Below are 15,414 nucleotides of genomic sequence, written 5' to 3' on the forward strand. Positions count from 1 at the left end.
TTTAACTTTCACGGTAATGAACCATTAATGAACCTGACACGTTACCAACATTTACATCTTTAACTAATTGATAATCTACATCAGAAAAAAACTCTTGATATTTTTCAGTAGTCGCGAACACTGCCACCCCTTCACTACTTGGGTGTTCTTCTAATACCGTATTAACTGCCGCCATTAGGTAATGACCAAAGCCATGGTGTTGATGTAAAGGATGAATAGCAATAAACGAAAGCATATGAAAAGTTTTTAAGGGGACAGAAGATAGGACTAAATTTTCTTTTTCGATCATTTGCTTAGTACTAAAATAACCTGCGCTCAGCAACATCTTTAAACGCCAATGCCAAAATCGTTCAGAACCTAAGCCGTCATCGGGGCCATTCAAACAGGCAACTCCGACCATTGCTTCTCCTAAATACAAGCCTACCATCGGCTGCTTTGCTTGCCAAAAAGCGCTTAACTCTTCTCTAATTGAAGCACGTAAACGTTGTTCGTAATCGTCTTTTTCGCTATTAAATATTTCTAAAAATACAGGATCATCATGGTACGCTTGATAAAGCAAAGACGCTGCGACTTTAAGATCTTCAGCCGCTAAATAAGTCGCTCTTATCTCGATATTCTTTTTGGTAGTTGCTACATCTGCCATCAATTTTATCCCCCTTAATTTCGTCTTATTATTGTTTTATTTTTATTTAGAATAGCTAACCACAATAGCAGGATATTTTTAATAAGGTCAAATATTATTGGCAAACCCCTTTTTAATATTTGATTAAAAAAACAACTAAGCATTTGTAAAAACAAAAAGATATAAATTTGCAACAATTAATGTCAAAACCAATCAATTAAAGACATTATTCATGGTATTCGTTAATATCCACCATTATACATTATCTAAAAGTTCACGATAAACTTATGTCTATATCAGAAGAAATATTAACGATTGCCAATCAAATTGCTAATGAAGGTAATAAGCCAAGTATTGCTTTGGTGAAAAAAAAATTAACGAAAAATGTCCCTTTGCCAACAATTATCTCAACGCTAAAAGTTTGGCAGCATGATCCCAGCTACACTGAAACTAAGCAAACATCTGATTTAACATCAACAGTATTGAGTACATCTGAGGTATCGCCACACTTATTACAGGCAATAGAAAATGCCTTAGCGCCAATCAAAGAAGAATTACGCGAAATTAAATTGGTATTAAAAGCACTTGAAAATAAAAATAGTGATATGTAGTAAATAAGTTGTAGCAACCTCACTACTATATCGCTGTTTTAAGTTAATTTGTGTTTATTATCAGTGTAGATTAATCGCTATGTATCACAGGTGTAAGCTCATTAATAAATTCATTTAAAGAATTTGCGAGCTTTTTATGTGGCTCACACCCGACTCGCTCCACCCAAATTTCTCCCGTGTCATTGAGCATGGATAAAATCATATCTTCTTCATCAGTTACCGCGAAAAAGATACTTACCTTTTGCTTCAACCTTTTTTTCATTAACACATGACCAATAATATTTTCCTGTAAGCGTTGAAAATCTTCAAAATTCCAAGCAAACAATAACGATAAATTGCCCTCGCTGCATTTGGCATCTATTGACTCACTAAAAAATGTAGAAAAATATTCTTTTATATCAGTATGTAATGCTATATCTAACGCGGACTCAATATTATCAAAAGTTAATTCTTCCTCGCTTTTCATTGGTTGCCAATGAATATGCTGCTCATCAAATTTTGATTGTAAACATACTGAGGGCCAATCATCATCTTGTTCAATAATGGGCAAAGTAGCATGTGTTTCTTTAAACTGTTCAATAAAATTATCAGCTAATTTCCATAAAGATTGAGATAAGGGTGAATTTGTTAATGTCATCACAGCAGAAGATCCTTTAAAATAAGGTTAAAAGTAAACAGAAGATGAACGTTATGGCCAATTACCAGCATTCAAAAGAGTTAACTGAATTAACTCTTGGAAAAAAAACCAATTACAGCAGCAAATATAACGCAGATTTATTGCAAGCGGTACCTCGAAGTTTAAATAGAAATGACTTAAAACTAAATAACAGTAATTTACCTTTTAACGGTGAAGATGTTTGGTATGGTTACGAATTATCATGGTTGAATAACCAAGGAAAACCTGTAGTTGCGGTTGCTGAATTTAGGTTTGCCTGCACAAGCCCTAATTTGGTCGAATCAAAGTCATTTAAATTGTATTTAAATAGTTTTAATCAAACAAAGTTTGACTCGTGGCAGCAGGTTGAAGCAATACTTACTGCAGATTTATCGTCCACCAGTGGTGAAAAAGCAACAGTATCTTTATTTAAAGTGGATAAATGCCCAGAACTTGCAATAGCAAATGTTAAAGCAGAATGTATTGATGAATTAGACATAAATATAACAAGTTACGACTACCAAAGTGCAATATTATCAGAAGTTCAAGCTGAAAATGGTGAGTTGAAAGAAGAGTACTTAGTCTCCCACTTGCTAAAATCAAATTGCTTAATTACCAATCAACCTGACTGGGCAAGTGTATATATAAAATACAAAGGTAATGCCTTAGATCACAAAACGCTACTTAAATACATTATCTCATTTAGAGAACACAACGAATTCCATGAGCAATGTGTTGAACGCATATTTACTGACCTTAACACATTTTGTCAATTGACTGAGTTAACTGTTTTTGCTCGTTACACACGTCGAGGTGGCTTAGACATCAATCCATTTAGAAGTACTCACGAATTGACAGCGCCAAATTTAAGAACTTTAAGGCAATAATTGCCTTATTAAAATATAGACCTCTACCTAACGACATAAATAATAATATAAAATGAAAAAAATAATTACTATTCTATCTTTTTATCAATGATATAAACTACTATTATAGTTAACAGTATTAGCACGTGAGCCCGTAACATAATTCAGGGATATATTACTTTTATGAATGATCAAACTGTTGCAAATGAGCAATTAAAGACGCTTAAAAAGAAGCTTGATAACGCGATAAATTCTCGCGCAACGCTAGAGAAAGACTTTAGTTCTCAAACGACGTTATTAACACAGTTTATCAATAAGTTATCGCAAGTTTCTAAAGGGATTGATTTAGAGCTAGATAACCGTCTTGCTAAACTCCGAGTGCTTTTATCTAAATCAGCGCCACTAGCTACTATCGAGCAAGACATTAAGGCGATTTCTCAATTATTACAACACCATTCTTCAAAAAACAATCAAAGCATTAGTCAAATGCACGATCAGTTCCACCTTGCGGGCAAAACCTTGCAAAAAGTTAACGGTCTTCCCGATGCATTAAGACGCAAACTTCGTACATTAATCAAAGAAAATAGTGATACTAAAGAAGCGCTTATTCAGTATGTAGATATATTTAGCCAGTTACTCGGATTTTATGATCATGCTTTAAAAGCGAAAACAGAGACACCAGCAGGAGGGTTACTTAATACTCCTTCAGCAAAAACTCAAACGGTTATTGCTTCAAGTAACGCTTCTGACGAAATTAACCCTAAAATTATTGACCAGTTCACCTTAATTTTGAATGGCTTAACTTTATCAGAGACTCACAATAAACAGCTCTCGAGTATTAAAAAACGAATAACAAGCAGTATTTCTCGAGACTCGTTGATGGATAGTTTTTTAGAAACCTTCAACGTAATTATTGAAGACTTTCAAGATGAAAGAAAAACGGCCGAAAACTTTTTATCAACGTTAAGTGAAACATTATTAACAGTTAAAGAAGCTGTTAAATCAACATTATCGAGCACACAAAATGGCCAAGATCAGCAAAACTTATTAAATGCTCAACTTAATAAACAAATCGTTGAAATGACATCAACGGTAAGCAAAGCAACCTCCTTAGATGACATTAAAGTCGGTATCAATCAAAAACTTCAATTAATTGCAGGCACTTTAGAAGAAAAAACTACGTTGGAGCATCAATCTCAACAAACACTAGAAGCACAATTAAACGCCATGACCCAAAAAGTATATTTACTTGAAAAGCAAAGTCTGTCGTTTGAAAAGCGCTTGCACGAACAGCAACTAAAAAGCATGCAAGATGCACTAACCAAACTTGGTAACCGTGCCGCATTCGATGAATATTTTGCCAAAGAAATGGTACGTTTTCACCATAACCCGTTCGACTTAGCACTCGTTGTTTTAGATTTAGATGACTTTAAACGAATTAATGATACATATGGCCATACCGCGGGCGATAAAACCTTACAAGTTATCGCAAACACCTTACAAAATAAATTAGATGACAATGTATTTATTGGCCGTTATGGCGGAGAAGAGTTTGTTTTAATTTACTCTGGTATTAAAAAGGAGCAATTAATCAGCGAACTCAATGCGCTTAAAAATCATATTTCACGGCTGCCGTTTAAATTTAAAAACAACAAGGTAAGTATTACTATGTCTATTGGAGCTAGTCATATTACAACTGATGATAACATTCACGTAGCTTTTGAAAGAGCAGACCAAGCACTTTATAAAGCAAAAGAACAAGGGAAAAACCAAGTCGTTTATTATTAAACCCTTTCCATTTCACATTCTCTTTTTATTTTCTTAAATCTAAGGATAGTTCTCGTATGCATACTAAATTAAATCCTGTAGGTAAAATGAATTTACTTTCTCAAGTAGAGGTTGATCAATTACAAGAATCAGCCTCAGGGAATTTATATCAACTTTATAGAAATTGTTCTTTGGCGGTATTAAATGCCGGCAGTCATACCGACGATGCTGAAGCGATTTATCAACAGCACCAAGAGTTTCAAATTCAAGTGTTAAGACGGGAGCGTGGTATTAAGCTTGATTTAACAAACCCGCCTGCTCATGCCTTTGTTGATGATAAAATAATAAAAGGCATACAAGAGCACTTATCAGCAGTACTTCGCGATATTTTATTCACCAATAGCCGCTACCAACACTTAACGAATGATCCCTTTCCGTCTTCAGAACATATCACTCATGTCGTTTTCGATATTTTGCGTAATGCTAATGTTATTTTGCCAGAAACAGGTGCTAATTTAGTAACCTGCTGGGGTGGTCATTCTATTAATCACACTGAATACAAGTACACGAAAAAAGTAGGCTATCAGTTAGGTTTAAGAGGCTTTAATATTTGTACGGGTTGTGGCCCTGGTGCAATGAAAGGACCAATGAAAGGCGCCACAATAGGCCATGCGAAGCAACGTAACAAAGACGGTCGATACTTAGGGTTAACCGAGCCGAGTATCATAGCTGCCGAGCCACCCAATGCAATAGTAAACGAGTTAGTTATCATGCCCGATATTGAAAAAAGGCTTGAAGCATTTGTCCGTATGTCACACGGCATCATTATTTTTCCGGGTGGTGCTGGCACAGCTGAAGAACTGCTCTATATTTTAGGAATTATGCTCAACACTAAAAACCAAGGACAAAAACTACCAATAATTTTAACTGGCCCAGCAGAATCCGCAGACTACTTTAATGAAATAGATGCTTTTATTGGCGCTACCTTAGGAGAAAAAGCGCAACAACTTTATCAAATAATAATTGATGACGCCGAGGGTGTGGCAAAAGCCATGAAAGCAGGATTAGCAGGCGTTATTGCTCACCGTAAACAAACAGGCGATGCTTATCACTTTAATTGGTCATTATACATCGAGCCTGACTTTCAACATCCTTTTGAACCTACTCATCAAAAAATGTCTGAAATATCTATTGAGAGTCATTTAGAAACAGCCACACTTGCTGCTAATTTACGACGTGTATTTTCAGGTATAGTTGCAGGTAATGTAAAATCTTCAGGTATCAAAGCTATTCGCGAACATGGTCCTTTCGCTATATCAGGAGACAGTAAAATAATGTCGTTAATGGATAAGTTACTTAAATCTTTTGTCAAACAACAACGAATGAAGTTACCCGGCAGTGAATATATTCCTTGTTATCGAATCTCAGAGGATCAAAATTAATGGCAATGCATGTCATACTTATTGACGCACTCAACCTTATTCGCCGAATATACGCAGTTCAAGAAAGACCTTTCTCATTAAACGAGAAAGGTCTTTCGGAAAATACCCAACAGCAAATATTAGCCAACACTCAACAAGCATGTGCTTTAGCCTTGTCCAAAATATTATCGAGCATGCAAGCAACTCATGCACTAGCTGTTTTTGACAGTCAAGCGCCTTGTTGGCGTTATCAGCTATTTCCTGATTATAAAAAAGGCAGGAAAAAAATGCCGGAGCACTTATCTGCTGCACTTAGTGATATTCAAGATGAGTTTATGCATCAAGGTGTCGACTCGCTGATCTCTGATGAAGATGAAGCTGACGATCTTATTGCAACTTTAGCGATTAAAGTTGCTGAACGAGGTGAAAAAGTAACCATCATCTCGACTGACAAAGGCTTTTTATCCTTACTCAACCAACAAATAAATATATACGACTACTTTAATCGGCGCTTGTTAAATGAAGAACACGTTGAAAATAAGTTTAATGTTAGATCAAACCAACTTATCGACTTTTGGATGTTGACAGGAGATACCACGAACAAAATCCCAGGTATTGCCGGTATAGGCCAGGTAACCGCATCATCACTGTTAACTGAACATCAATCCATTGAAAGATTAACGACTGCAGAAGAGGTAAAACAATCCATTAAAGAAAAATTAACTGATGCGCAAGAACAGTTAATTATTACGCGGCAATTGCTCACACTGAAAAAAGATATTCCTTTAGGCTTTAACCTAAAAGATATTCGATTACCTGTCAGTAACGAACAATAATGAATTTTTGCGTTTTTCAGCCTGTTTAAAAACTTTATCTCTTTACCTAATATCGGTATGCTTAGCTACATTCCACTGACACTAATGTTTAATTGCCTGATTTAAAACTAACACGATTAACTGGACAAGAAATGAATAAAAAAATCATCTCTCGCATTGCACTCGCTTTAGCCGTTTACGGAATTTTTGTCGTGCTTGTGATTAACTTTTATGATGACAGCCCTACCAATATGAACTGGGAAGATAGAGAAGCCTACAACCGCCAATTTATTGCCAAATTACAATTAGATAAATTTACCTTTGAACAAGCGTTAGAACAATTGGGTAGCCCTGATATTACCGAAGCTAAAAAGATCAATGATAAAAATTATCAAGTGATGTTTTATCGTACACAGCATGTAAAGTCTGACGATATAACAACACAAGAAGAGTGCACATTCCTACTTTTTGTCAATGGGCAATTAAAAGAGATCGGTTTGGGCGAAAACTATCCTAAAAACTGGCAAATAGCACAAAAACAAACAAGCTAAAAAGGCAAATTAAGCTAAGAATTTCTACGACCCTTAGGTGATATATTTCAGACTAAAAAAACAGCAACTTTGTTGTGCTTATATCACCTTATATTGGTTTTATCATATGAACTGTTTCCTGTTTAAAGCCATTACTTAGATAAAAATATTCAGCTTTTTTATTATTAGCAAACACTTCTAAGTGCAATAACCTACACCCTAACTTTTTAGCCCAATTTTCAGCATGCTCAATTAAAAGCTTACCTAATCCTAAGCTTTGCGATTTAGGTGATACAGCAAGCAGTGGTATGGTGGCGCATATTTCATTTGAAATGCTATCTTGGTGTGTCCTTACATGAATAAAGCCTGATGGAGCATTATTACTCTCAATAATAAATGTAGCGTTGGGTTGTGAGGTATCAGCAAGCATTTCAGCAATATAACTGTCTTGCATTTTCATAACTACATCATCGCTATGCCAATCTAACTGTGCAACTTCAGCTAAAAATGGTGAGAGCCCAAAGATAAATGAGTGATCACTTTTCTGGGCTTCTCTAATTAAAGTTAAATTTTCCATAAGTATTTCTCGATTTTACTCTAATCTGTTTATTTGCTTATCAGTTTCAAATGTTCTCGCAAGCCAATTCCTCATCACCATAACCAACTTTTCAGGTGTCGCCATATGTATCATGTGTTGACTATTCTGAATAGCTGCTACATCAGCATTTTGTTTCTCTTTTATAAAACTAGCAATGCCCAAGTATGTTAATTTATTCATTTCTTCAAAACACTTCTGGTTAGGATTTCCTAGACCAAGAAAAAAATCTTCTGTTTGTTCTGGTATATGACTAATTGCAATAGCAGGTGCTGCTATTTCTGAATAATAGCGTTCTTCTTCCTCAGCAATAAATTTACCTAAATTTGAAAGTTCAGCAAATGGTAAGTAACTACCTTCAGGTGCTTTAACTCTTTGTGTATTATAAAAATTTTCTTGATACATCAGCATATCAATTGCTGCATAACCTAAGTCAGGGCAGGCTGCTAAATGGCTTTCCATATAATCTAAATCTTGAACAGCATCCATATAGATTAGCCCTTTCACTCTTTCAGGAAAGTGCCTCCCGAGATGATTTAATTCTCCCCCAGCAAAAGAATGACCTGCAAAAATAGCATTATCAATATGCATTTTATTTAAAATAATAATGATATCTTTAACCAATCTAGCCGTTGAGAAATTTTCTGTTCTAGATTCTGAATTGCCATGGCCCACACGAGTTATGCCGATAACTCGATATGAATCAATAAACGAGGAAACTAAAGGATCAAATGTATGAGCATTAAGTGCAAGACCAGCAAGAAATACAATGGGCGTACCTGTTCCTCCCCAGTCAACAACCTCTAACTTTATTTTATCGTCCATTTCTACATAATGTATTTTATGCGGTGTGGTATCTTTCCATTCAGTTGCATTTGTTACATTGCCTAGTAATGTAAAAATGAAAATTAATGTAATTTTAATACCTTTATACTCCATTATTGGGTTAAACGTCTATAACTTAAACATGAAAAAAATTATAGATATCTAACAATATTAATAAACAGAAAAACAATTATTTTTTCCTGCTTTAATATAATATTCTTTTATACTACCACTTTAGCGTAAGTTTCCCGATTGATATCTTCAACCTCAACAGAAATAGAACAATTCTTCATGAGCAAAGACTTGAGCTTTTGAAGTACTAATTGAGATAATTTTGATTTTTGTTCTGAACTTCTACCAGATAGAATTTTTAAAGTGACATGAATAAAGTTAATATCAACACTACCTGTTTGATAATTAGAATAAGCTACTGCTCTTACTTTGATATCACTCCCTTGAGGATCAAATAACTCGGATTCTAAAGCACCACGATGGACTAGACTTACTAACTTATTTCCCTCAATACTTTGTGAGTGTTCAATAATACAATGTGGCACTGATACCTCCTATAAATGTCACACTATTAAAAGTGCAGACAACTGGTAGGCTAATATTAAAGTAAACGAATACAAGCCAAGCGTTTTGGGTCTTTTTTATTACAAACATCTTTATTAGTGATTGGCTTTACCTGCTTCTAATATAGGTAATCCAGCTTCAGTAGGAATATATATACGCTCCCCTTTTCCATCCTGAAGACCTTTAATCCAAATATAGCGCAAATAAGCTTCATTACCCTTTAGTGACTCACCAATTATTTTATTTGCTTCTGCGGCTGCTTTAGCACGTTCAATATCTGCTTGACCTTCTGCTTTTGCCTGCACTATTTTGGCTTTCCCATCAGCTTCTGCAAGTGTGACTCTAGCCTTAGCTTGCATTAATGCAGCAGCTTCTCTAGCTTTAGCTTCTTCAATTAATATTTGCTTACTCCACTCAGCTTCTTTTAAAGAAGCTATACCATTCATTTCTAGCTTATAAACTTTATATTTTGGCCAAGCCCATAAAGCAACAATGATTATTAGAATAAAAAATAAAACAGTAGCAACTAAACCACCAAATGCAATCGCATTCCTATTAGGGTGCATAAAATATCCTCAGTACGTATAACGCTTTTTATAGTGAAGTCAAAAAATCAATCGACCTAAAAGCCAGTTAAGTAACCGTCAATATCGCACATTTTCAATATGTTACAAACTAAAAGTAGCTTTTTTCTAAATTATACAAGGCTAATATGTACTACTATCACCTAAAAAAGCATAAGCAGTTTTTAATGTGTAACCAATAGAGTCTCTAATTTAATAAAGCAATAAATCTGAAAGGTAAAATGTGACGAGTTTAATTGAATACTTTTTTCATTATTTTTCAAAAAATAATCAATTGTCCTAAATCAAATTTATAATGAATAGCTTAAACATTCTACACATAATTAATTTATCTGTACTAAAATACAAAAGTAGTTAAATTTATAGGTCATGAAAGGTTTAAAGCTCGCTTAAAAAGCCTCTTCATGGTATAAATCTGCACAATTGCTCAACTGGTTTGATCAGCTTGAGTACTCGATTTTAAAAGCTCCCTTTAAAAGGTAAAAGTAATGACTAAGCAAACTATCACGGTTATCCCAGGCGACGGCATAGGACCGGATATTATTGACGCCACGATCAAAATTCTCGACAAAGCAGGCTGTAATTTTAACTACGAATATGCTGATGCAGGTCTTATTGCCTTAGAAAAGCATGGCGAATTAGTACCAGAAGAAACATTGCGTTTAATAGAAAAAAATAAAGTGAGCTTAAAAGGGCCATTAACTACGCCAGTGGGTGAAGGCTTTACTTCAATTAATGTTACGCTTCGTAAACACTTTAATTTATATGCTAATTTACGCCCGGTTTTATCGTTTAAAGGCACAAAAGCTCGTTATGAAAACATCGATATTTTAACAGTACGTGAAAATACGCAAGGTATGTACTCAGGCGCAGGACAAGTTGTTTCAGAAGATGGAACTCAAGCCGAAGCAATGAGTATTGTTACTCGTGAAGGTGCTGAACGTATTTTAACTTTTGCTTACGAAACCGCTAAAAAAGAAGGCCGTAAAAAAGTAACAGCTGTTCATAAAGCTAACATACTTAAATCGACTTCAGGTTTGTTTTTAAAAGTGGCTCGAGAAGTCGCTGCACGCTACCCTGAAATAGAATCAACAGAGATGATTGTTGATAACTGTTGTATGCAACTAGTGATGAACCCTGAACAATTTGATGTTATCGTTACCACTAACTTATTTGGTGATATTTTATCAGATTTATGTGCAGGCTTAGTTGGCGGTCTTGGTATGGCACCAGGGGCTAATATTGGTGAAGAGTGTGCTATTTTTGAAGCTGTTCACGGAAGTGCACCAGATATTGCTGGTATGAACCTAGCTAATCCAACATCGGTAATTCTTGCTGCTATTCAAATGCTTGAATACTTGGAAATGCCAGATAAAGCTGAAAGTATAAGAGCAGCTATTACAGATGTAATTGCCAGTGGTGACCGAACAACTAAAGATTTAGGCGGCACACACGGTACAACTGACTTCACCGAAGCAGTTTTAGAGCGTCTTTAAATAAAACTGACTCTACCGATAACCTTATTCTATATTGTTATCGGTAGATGATTTTCTATTTATGTAAGGGACAATTAAGCTATTTACTCTACCTCAACTCGCCTCTACTTCATTGACACTTAATCTAATTCTTAATCTTAATCTAATTCTTATTTGCCCGTTTAACACCAAGCAAACTAATCAAGTTGTGGTAATGGCGATAATAATCTTGCATGTACCGTCACTTCTTCACGATCGTAATATAAATGTTTCGCGTAAAGTTCGTACTTAACTTTATGTTTAACAAACTCATCTTTTATCAACTGTAAATCTTCATTTACTTGTTGGTAGCGCCCTTTCATAGGCAATTTAAGGTTAAATATTGCTTCTTTACAATAACCTTTAAGCAACCAATCTGCCATTAATTTGGCAACACGTGTTGGCTTCTCAATCATGTCGCACACTAGCCAATGCACATTCTGTTTCATTGGCACATACTTAAAACCATCCATCATTTTATGCTTAACTTGCCCGGTTTCCATTAACGATTCAGCCATGGGGCCATTATCGACTGAGGTTACCATCATACCTCTGCGTACAAGTTGATAAGTCCACCCCCCAGGGGCAGATCCTAAATCGACCGCATTCATGCCAGATGTTAAACGCTCCTCCCATTCACTTCTAGGTACAAAATATAAAAATGCTTCATCAAGTTTTAGTGTTGAACGACTCGGTGATTGGCTAGGAAAGCGTAAACGCGGTATCCCCATAACATGAGGCGAATTATTTTCATGTAATGAGAAACCTAAAATAACTTCTTGTCCACTAAGAAAAAGTGCATGTAAGATAGCGCCGTTTTTATCTCCTTTTTCACTTAAACATTTTACTTTTCTCAGTCCTTGTCTAAGTGGTACAGCCAATTTACGACAAAACTTTGAAAGTGCCTTACCATCGTTGGTATCTGGGGTTTCCATACGTAAGTCGGCGTATTGCCAATCGGTGCCTAACGCTTCGGTTATCGCTTCTACACGGTTATATTCAGGTAAATCAATTTTATCGGTTAAAGTCACGAACCACTGACGGGTAAATATTAACCGTTTAAGAGGTAATTTACGGATAAGTTTTTCACCGTCATCACTTTCATGCAGATGAAAGAAAACTACCCCCTGATTTTTTAATAACTCTAAATAACCATACATTTCATTCCAAGAAGCTTTTTCTTGGATCTCTGCTCCGCATTCTTTTTCAAAACCTGGTCGGCAGTATAATACGATTGAGGTCATAAGTTGTTTTACCTAATTGTTTACTAAATATAATAATGTCAATGAGTCGAAATATTTCATACTTGTTTTGGCTTAACTAAAGTTATCCCTACCGTAGTTATAAATAACCAGCCTATCGAGAATAAAATACCTCCCAATGGAGTGACTTTACCAATAGAAACTATTTCGAATATCGTTTTTAAATATAAGCTGCCGCTAAAGCATAAAATACCTAAAGTGAAACACAAGCAAGCGGCAATTAACCATTTTATCGGTTTAACACACCACCAAACTAAGGAAATTAACAACGCAAGTGTATGAATAAATTGATATTGTAATGCGGTCGATAATGTTGCTTGCTGTAATTGTGGCAAACTTGATCCAGCATGGGCTAACCAAGCGCCGAATAATACTGAAAAAGCACCACTTATACCAACAAAAAGAACGAATAAACGAATAAGATTAACTGTTTTCATCAATAAAACTCACGATTGATTTAATACTGGTATGAATATGTTGTTGATGAGTAAACCCTGATTTAACTCTAGGTTTTAAATTATGATCACCATCAGCTAAAAAATGGAGTTGGCAATAAGTTGAAAGTTGATAATCAGCAATCTCTTCTTTACTGCCTAAGGCATCGCGCTCTCCTTGCACAATCAACACTTTTTTTTGTGTTAACTGTAGTGGTTCTAGTCGTAATTTATCAGGCTTTTTTTGAGGATGAAACGGATAACCTAAACATATACCCCCCCGTATTTTGGTAAAATTTTCTTGAGAAGCGGTTTCGTTCAGCAAGGTAGCCGCGACCCGCCCTCCCATCGACTTTCCACCAATAAATATTGGTAGTTTACTCTCAATTGAAGATAGTACTGACATAAAGCATTCAAGCAACTTAGGCATTCTATCAGGCGGGCGCCTTTTACCATCAACGGCACGTTTTACCATGTAAGGAAAATTAAAGCGTAGTACATTAACTCCCTCATTATTGAGCAATAAGGCAACTTCTTGCATAAAGTCATGATTCATATCTGCGCCAGCACCATGGGCGAGCACCAACAACGCTTTAGGTTGTTTGGCTACCGACAATATTTGCTCATCGTTCTGTCTTTTGTCTATTTGTTCTTTTAATAACGACATTATCTTATTTGTCCGAATTCAAGTTCATCTTGTTCCATTTCAACTGTATCTAATACCCAATCACGAAAAGCGGCAATTTTACCTATATCTAACTGATTTTCTCGACAAACCAGATAAAAGCTATTTTTGCTAATTAACACCTCATTAAATGGGCAAACTAACCGACCTGCATCAATATCAGGTTTTGCCAAAACACTATTCGTCAGCGCAATCCCTTGCCCATGAATAGCCGCTTGTAACACCATGGTCGAATGACTAAATATAGGCCCGTGGTTTACATTGATTCCTCGCACATCAATATGTTTAAACCAACGTTTCCAATCTCTACGCGACGTATCATGCAGTAATGTGTGTTGAGTAAGGTCGCTCAATACATTTAAAGGCTTAGTACCATTTAGTAATAACGGTGAACACACAGGCACTAAGTATTCTGTGTGTAATTGATCGGCATGTAAATTGGCCCAACGCCCTCGACCATAATAAATAGCAATGTCGACATCTTCGGTTAATGAATTGTCGCTTTTATCTACCGCTTTTATGCGAACATCAATATCACTATGAAGTAAATTAAAGGCTTGTAAGCGAGGAACTAACCATTGAATAGCAAAACTTGGAGGTAAACTAACCGTTATCGAACCTTTATCGCCTCTTGCCAGTAATTTTTCTGTGGCATCGTGTAAAGCAGTAAAAATATCTTTGATATCTAAAAAGTAGGATTGCCCCTCTTCAGTTAATAATAATGAGCGATTTTTTCGCATAAATAATTTTAACCCTAAGTGTTCTTCTAGGGCTTTTATTTGATGGCTAATAGCTGCCTGAGTTACAAATAACTCTTCTGCAGCCTTTGTAAAACTCAATTGCCGACCAGAGGCTTCAAATGCCCTAAGAGCATTTAATGGGGGTAGTCTGTTAGCCAAATCATTCTTCTTTTGTTAATAATAAAAATAAAACCCACCAATCATAATGCATAAAAAGACAACAATACCGCATAACAATTAGCTATTAGTTTTTCTAATGAAAAACATTATAATTTGTCATTTTAAAAAATACCAGTAATTGCGTATTATTCATCCCGTAGATGAAGGACTTCATCTCAACTCTCGATTTAATACGAGTTTAAATTAAAAGTGACTCCCAACCCACTTTTAATCCAGGCGAGAAAGGTCCTAAAAATTCTATACGGAGATAACATTTATTATAGGCACTTTTTATTAAGATAAGATTATGAAAAAAATTAACAAAAAATTGAACAGAAAACTCTACCTTATACTCGCTGGTATGTTTGCTACAAGTGTTTCTGCTACCTCTTTAGAGACTATTGAAGTAATAGAAATTGAGACAACGAATCATAATGTGATCATGAACCAAGCTAAAACTGACTTAGCGAGATCACTTAAATTAATGTCATTAGATACAGCTTTATTAGAAGCTAATGCTCAACAAGAATTAACGGCACAATCTGAAGTTTTTAACCCAAAAATCACTTTAGTTAATACTCGATTGATTGCTGATTAAACAAAATTTATAAAAATGCTCGCTGCGGTTTTATAATACCCAAGGGATAAATTATCGTGAAATTACTTTAATTAATCTATTTGGTATCAAGGTTAATGGAATAACCGATCAAAAAAGGTGTCAATGCGACACCTTTTTTTTTGTGCTTTTATGAC

The 15,414-nt window shown here is 35.3% G+C and carries 18 protein-coding genes; 8 read left to right on the forward strand and 10 right to left on the reverse strand.

What is annotated here, in order from left to right; genetic code table 11:
• Window position 1: 1 nt before the first annotated feature.
• A complete protein-coding gene (locus AC27G3_RS14255; RefSeq protein ID WP_487122645.1) occupies window positions 2-643 on the reverse strand; it encodes a GNAT family N-acetyltransferase in 642 nt (213 codons plus the stop codon).
• A gap of 266 nt (window positions 644-909) precedes the next feature.
• On the opposite strand from AC27G3_RS14255, the gene AC27G3_RS14260 reads away from it, so the two are divergent.
• The gene (locus AC27G3_RS14260; protein WP_487122647.1) at window positions 910-1,233 is read left to right on the forward strand and encodes a hypothetical protein; all 324 of its coding nucleotides are present in this window, start codon (window positions 910-912) and stop codon (window positions 1,231-1,233) included.
• Between the two features lie 70 nt (window positions 1,234-1,303).
• On the opposite strand, the gene syd is transcribed toward AC27G3_RS14260, so the two are convergent.
• A complete protein-coding gene (gene syd / locus AC27G3_RS14265; RefSeq protein WP_487122649.1) occupies window positions 1,304-1,870 on the reverse strand; it encodes a SecY-interacting protein in 567 nt (188 codons plus the stop codon).
• 53 nt (window positions 1,871-1,923) lie between these two features.
• On the opposite strand from syd, the gene queF reads away from it, so the two are divergent.
• The 5 genes from queF to AC27G3_RS14290 all read left to right on the forward strand — a co-directional run bounded on the left by queF (window position 1,924) and on the right by AC27G3_RS14290 (window position 7,308).
• Window positions 1,924-2,775 (forward strand): NADPH-dependent 7-cyano-7-deazaguanine reductase QueF, encoded by an 852-nt coding sequence (queF, locus tag AC27G3_RS14270; protein WP_487122650.1) that lies wholly within the window; start codon window positions 1,924-1,926, stop codon window positions 2,773-2,775.
• 162 nt (window positions 2,776-2,937) lie between these two features.
• On the forward strand, window positions 2,938-4,542 hold the full coding sequence (locus AC27G3_RS14275; protein WP_487122652.1) for a GGDEF domain-containing protein: 1,605 nt from the start codon (window positions 2,938-2,940) through the stop codon (window positions 4,540-4,542).
• A 56-nt stretch (window positions 4,543-4,598) separates the two neighbouring features.
• Window positions 4,599-5,963: a nucleotide 5'-monophosphate nucleosidase PpnN gene (gene ppnN / locus AC27G3_RS14280; protein WP_487122653.1), complete on the forward strand. Its 1,365-nt coding sequence runs from the start codon at window positions 4,599-4,601 to the stop codon at window positions 5,961-5,963.
• On the forward strand, window positions 5,963-6,778 hold the full coding sequence (gene xni, locus AC27G3_RS14285) for a flap endonuclease Xni (protein ID WP_487122655.1): 816 nt from the start codon (window positions 5,963-5,965) through the stop codon (window positions 6,776-6,778). The genes ppnN and xni overlap by 1 nt, the downstream gene beginning before the upstream one ends.
• Window positions 6,779-6,909: 131 nt before the next feature.
• Entirely contained in the window at window positions 6,910-7,308 is a 399-nt protein-coding gene (locus AC27G3_RS14290; protein WP_487122657.1) for a DUF3192 domain-containing protein, read from the forward strand.
• An 88-nt stretch (window positions 7,309-7,396) separates the two neighbouring features.
• Here AC27G3_RS14290 and AC27G3_RS14295 read toward each other — a convergent pair whose 3' ends face one another.
• From AC27G3_RS14295 to AC27G3_RS14310, 4 genes are all read right to left on the reverse strand, one after another.
• Window positions 7,397-7,864 (reverse strand): GNAT family N-acetyltransferase, encoded by a 468-nt coding sequence (locus tag AC27G3_RS14295; RefSeq protein ID WP_487122659.1) that lies wholly within the window; start codon window positions 7,862-7,864, stop codon window positions 7,397-7,399.
• A 15-nt stretch (window positions 7,865-7,879) separates the two neighbouring features.
• Window positions 7,880-8,821 (reverse strand): alpha/beta fold hydrolase, encoded by a 942-nt coding sequence (locus AC27G3_RS14300; protein ID WP_487122661.1) that lies wholly within the window; start codon window positions 8,819-8,821, stop codon window positions 7,880-7,882.
• Between the two features lie 107 nt (window positions 8,822-8,928).
• The gene (locus AC27G3_RS14305) at window positions 8,929-9,264 is read right to left on the reverse strand and encodes a 5-carboxymethyl-2-hydroxymuconate Delta-isomerase (protein ID WP_487122663.1); all 336 of its coding nucleotides are present in this window, start codon (window positions 9,262-9,264) and stop codon (window positions 8,929-8,931) included.
• Between the two features lie 114 nt (window positions 9,265-9,378).
• Window positions 9,379-9,849 carry a F0F1 ATP synthase subunit B family protein gene (locus AC27G3_RS14310; protein ID WP_487122665.1) on the reverse strand — a complete coding sequence of 157 codons (471 nt, stop codon included), beginning with the start codon at window positions 9,847-9,849 and terminating at the stop codon, window positions 9,379-9,381.
• A 506-nt stretch (window positions 9,850-10,355) separates the two neighbouring features.
• Here AC27G3_RS14310 and AC27G3_RS14315 point away from each other — a divergent pair.
• Window positions 10,356-11,363 (forward strand): isocitrate dehydrogenase, encoded by a 1,008-nt coding sequence (locus AC27G3_RS14315; RefSeq protein WP_487122667.1) that lies wholly within the window; start codon window positions 10,356-10,358, stop codon window positions 11,361-11,363.
• Window positions 11,364-11,539: 176 nt separating this feature from the next.
• Here AC27G3_RS14315 and rlmM read toward each other — a convergent pair whose 3' ends face one another.
• From rlmM to AC27G3_RS14335, 4 genes are read right to left on the reverse strand one after another with little or no spacing between them, the layout of a single operon-like run.
• The gene (rlmM, locus tag AC27G3_RS14320; RefSeq protein ID WP_487122669.1) at window positions 11,540-12,625 is read right to left on the reverse strand and encodes a 23S rRNA (cytidine(2498)-2'-O)-methyltransferase RlmM; all 1,086 of its coding nucleotides are present in this window, start codon (window positions 12,623-12,625) and stop codon (window positions 11,540-11,542) included.
• Window positions 12,626-12,681: 56 nt separating this feature from the next.
• Complete coding sequence (locus AC27G3_RS14325; protein ID WP_487122671.1) at window positions 12,682-13,080, reverse strand: DUF423 domain-containing protein; 399 nt, start codon at window positions 13,078-13,080, stop codon at window positions 12,682-12,684.
• Window positions 13,067-13,744 (reverse strand): alpha/beta family hydrolase, encoded by a 678-nt coding sequence (locus AC27G3_RS14330; RefSeq protein ID WP_487122673.1) that lies wholly within the window; start codon window positions 13,742-13,744, stop codon window positions 13,067-13,069. The genes AC27G3_RS14325 and AC27G3_RS14330 overlap by 14 nt, the downstream gene beginning before the upstream one ends.
• On the reverse strand, window positions 13,744-14,661 hold the full coding sequence (locus tag AC27G3_RS14335) for a transcriptional regulator GcvA (RefSeq protein ID WP_487122675.1): 918 nt from the start codon (window positions 14,659-14,661) through the stop codon (window positions 13,744-13,746). Before AC27G3_RS14335 ends, AC27G3_RS14330 begins: the two co-directional genes overlap by 1 nt.
• Before the next feature lie 307 nt (window positions 14,662-14,968).
• Between AC27G3_RS14335 and AC27G3_RS14340 the strand changes: the two genes are divergently transcribed.
• Window positions 14,969-15,259 carry a hypothetical protein gene (locus AC27G3_RS14340; protein WP_487122677.1) on the forward strand — a complete coding sequence of 97 codons (291 nt, stop codon included), beginning with the start codon at window positions 14,969-14,971 and terminating at the stop codon, window positions 15,257-15,259.
• The last annotated feature ends 155 nt before the right edge of the window (window positions 15,260-15,414 follow it).

Source organism: Colwellia sp. SU-HH01217, from assembly GCF_057543495.1.

Coding starts and splice junctions, on each gene's coding strand:
- ppnN (WP_487122653.1), top strand. CDS start 4,599: ATGCATACTAAATTAAATCCTGTAGGTAAAATGAATTTACTTTCTCAA.
- AC27G3_RS14290 (WP_487122657.1), top strand. CDS start 6,910: ATGAATAAAAAAATCATCTCTCGCATTGCACTCGCTTTAGCCGTTTAC.
- AC27G3_RS14330 (WP_487122673.1), bottom strand. CDS start 13,744: ATGTCGTTATTAAAAGAACAAATAGACAAAAGACAGAACGATGAGCAA.
- AC27G3_RS14275 (WP_487122652.1), top strand. CDS start 2,938: ATGAATGATCAAACTGTTGCAAATGAGCAATTAAAGACGCTTAAAAAG.
- syd (WP_487122649.1), bottom strand. CDS start 1,870: ATGACATTAACAAATTCACCCTTATCTCAATCTTTATGGAAATTAGCT.
- AC27G3_RS14300 (WP_487122661.1), bottom strand. CDS start 8,821: ATGGAGTATAAAGGTATTAAAATTACATTAATTTTCATTTTTACATTA.
- rlmM (WP_487122669.1), bottom strand. CDS start 12,625: ATGACCTCAATCGTATTATACTGCCGACCAGGTTTTGAAAAAGAATGC.
- AC27G3_RS14325 (WP_487122671.1), bottom strand. CDS start 13,080: ATGAAAACAGTTAATCTTATTCGTTTATTCGTTCTTTTTGTTGGTATA.
- queF (WP_487122650.1), top strand. CDS start 1,924: ATGGCCAATTACCAGCATTCAAAAGAGTTAACTGAATTAACTCTTGGA.
- AC27G3_RS14340 (WP_487122677.1), top strand. CDS start 14,969: ATGAAAAAAATTAACAAAAAATTGAACAGAAAACTCTACCTTATACTC.
- AC27G3_RS14255 (WP_487122645.1), bottom strand. CDS start 643: ATGGCAGATGTAGCAACTACCAAAAAGAATATCGAGATAAGAGCGACT.
- AC27G3_RS14260 (WP_487122647.1), top strand. CDS start 910: ATGTCTATATCAGAAGAAATATTAACGATTGCCAATCAAATTGCTAAT.
- AC27G3_RS14295 (WP_487122659.1), bottom strand. CDS start 7,864: ATGGAAAATTTAACTTTAATTAGAGAAGCCCAGAAAAGTGATCACTCA.
- xni (WP_487122655.1), top strand. CDS start 5,963: ATGGCAATGCATGTCATACTTATTGACGCACTCAACCTTATTCGCCGA.
- AC27G3_RS14315 (WP_487122667.1), top strand. CDS start 10,356: ATGACTAAGCAAACTATCACGGTTATCCCAGGCGACGGCATAGGACCG.
- AC27G3_RS14310 (WP_487122665.1), bottom strand. CDS start 9,849: ATGCACCCTAATAGGAATGCGATTGCATTTGGTGGTTTAGTTGCTACT.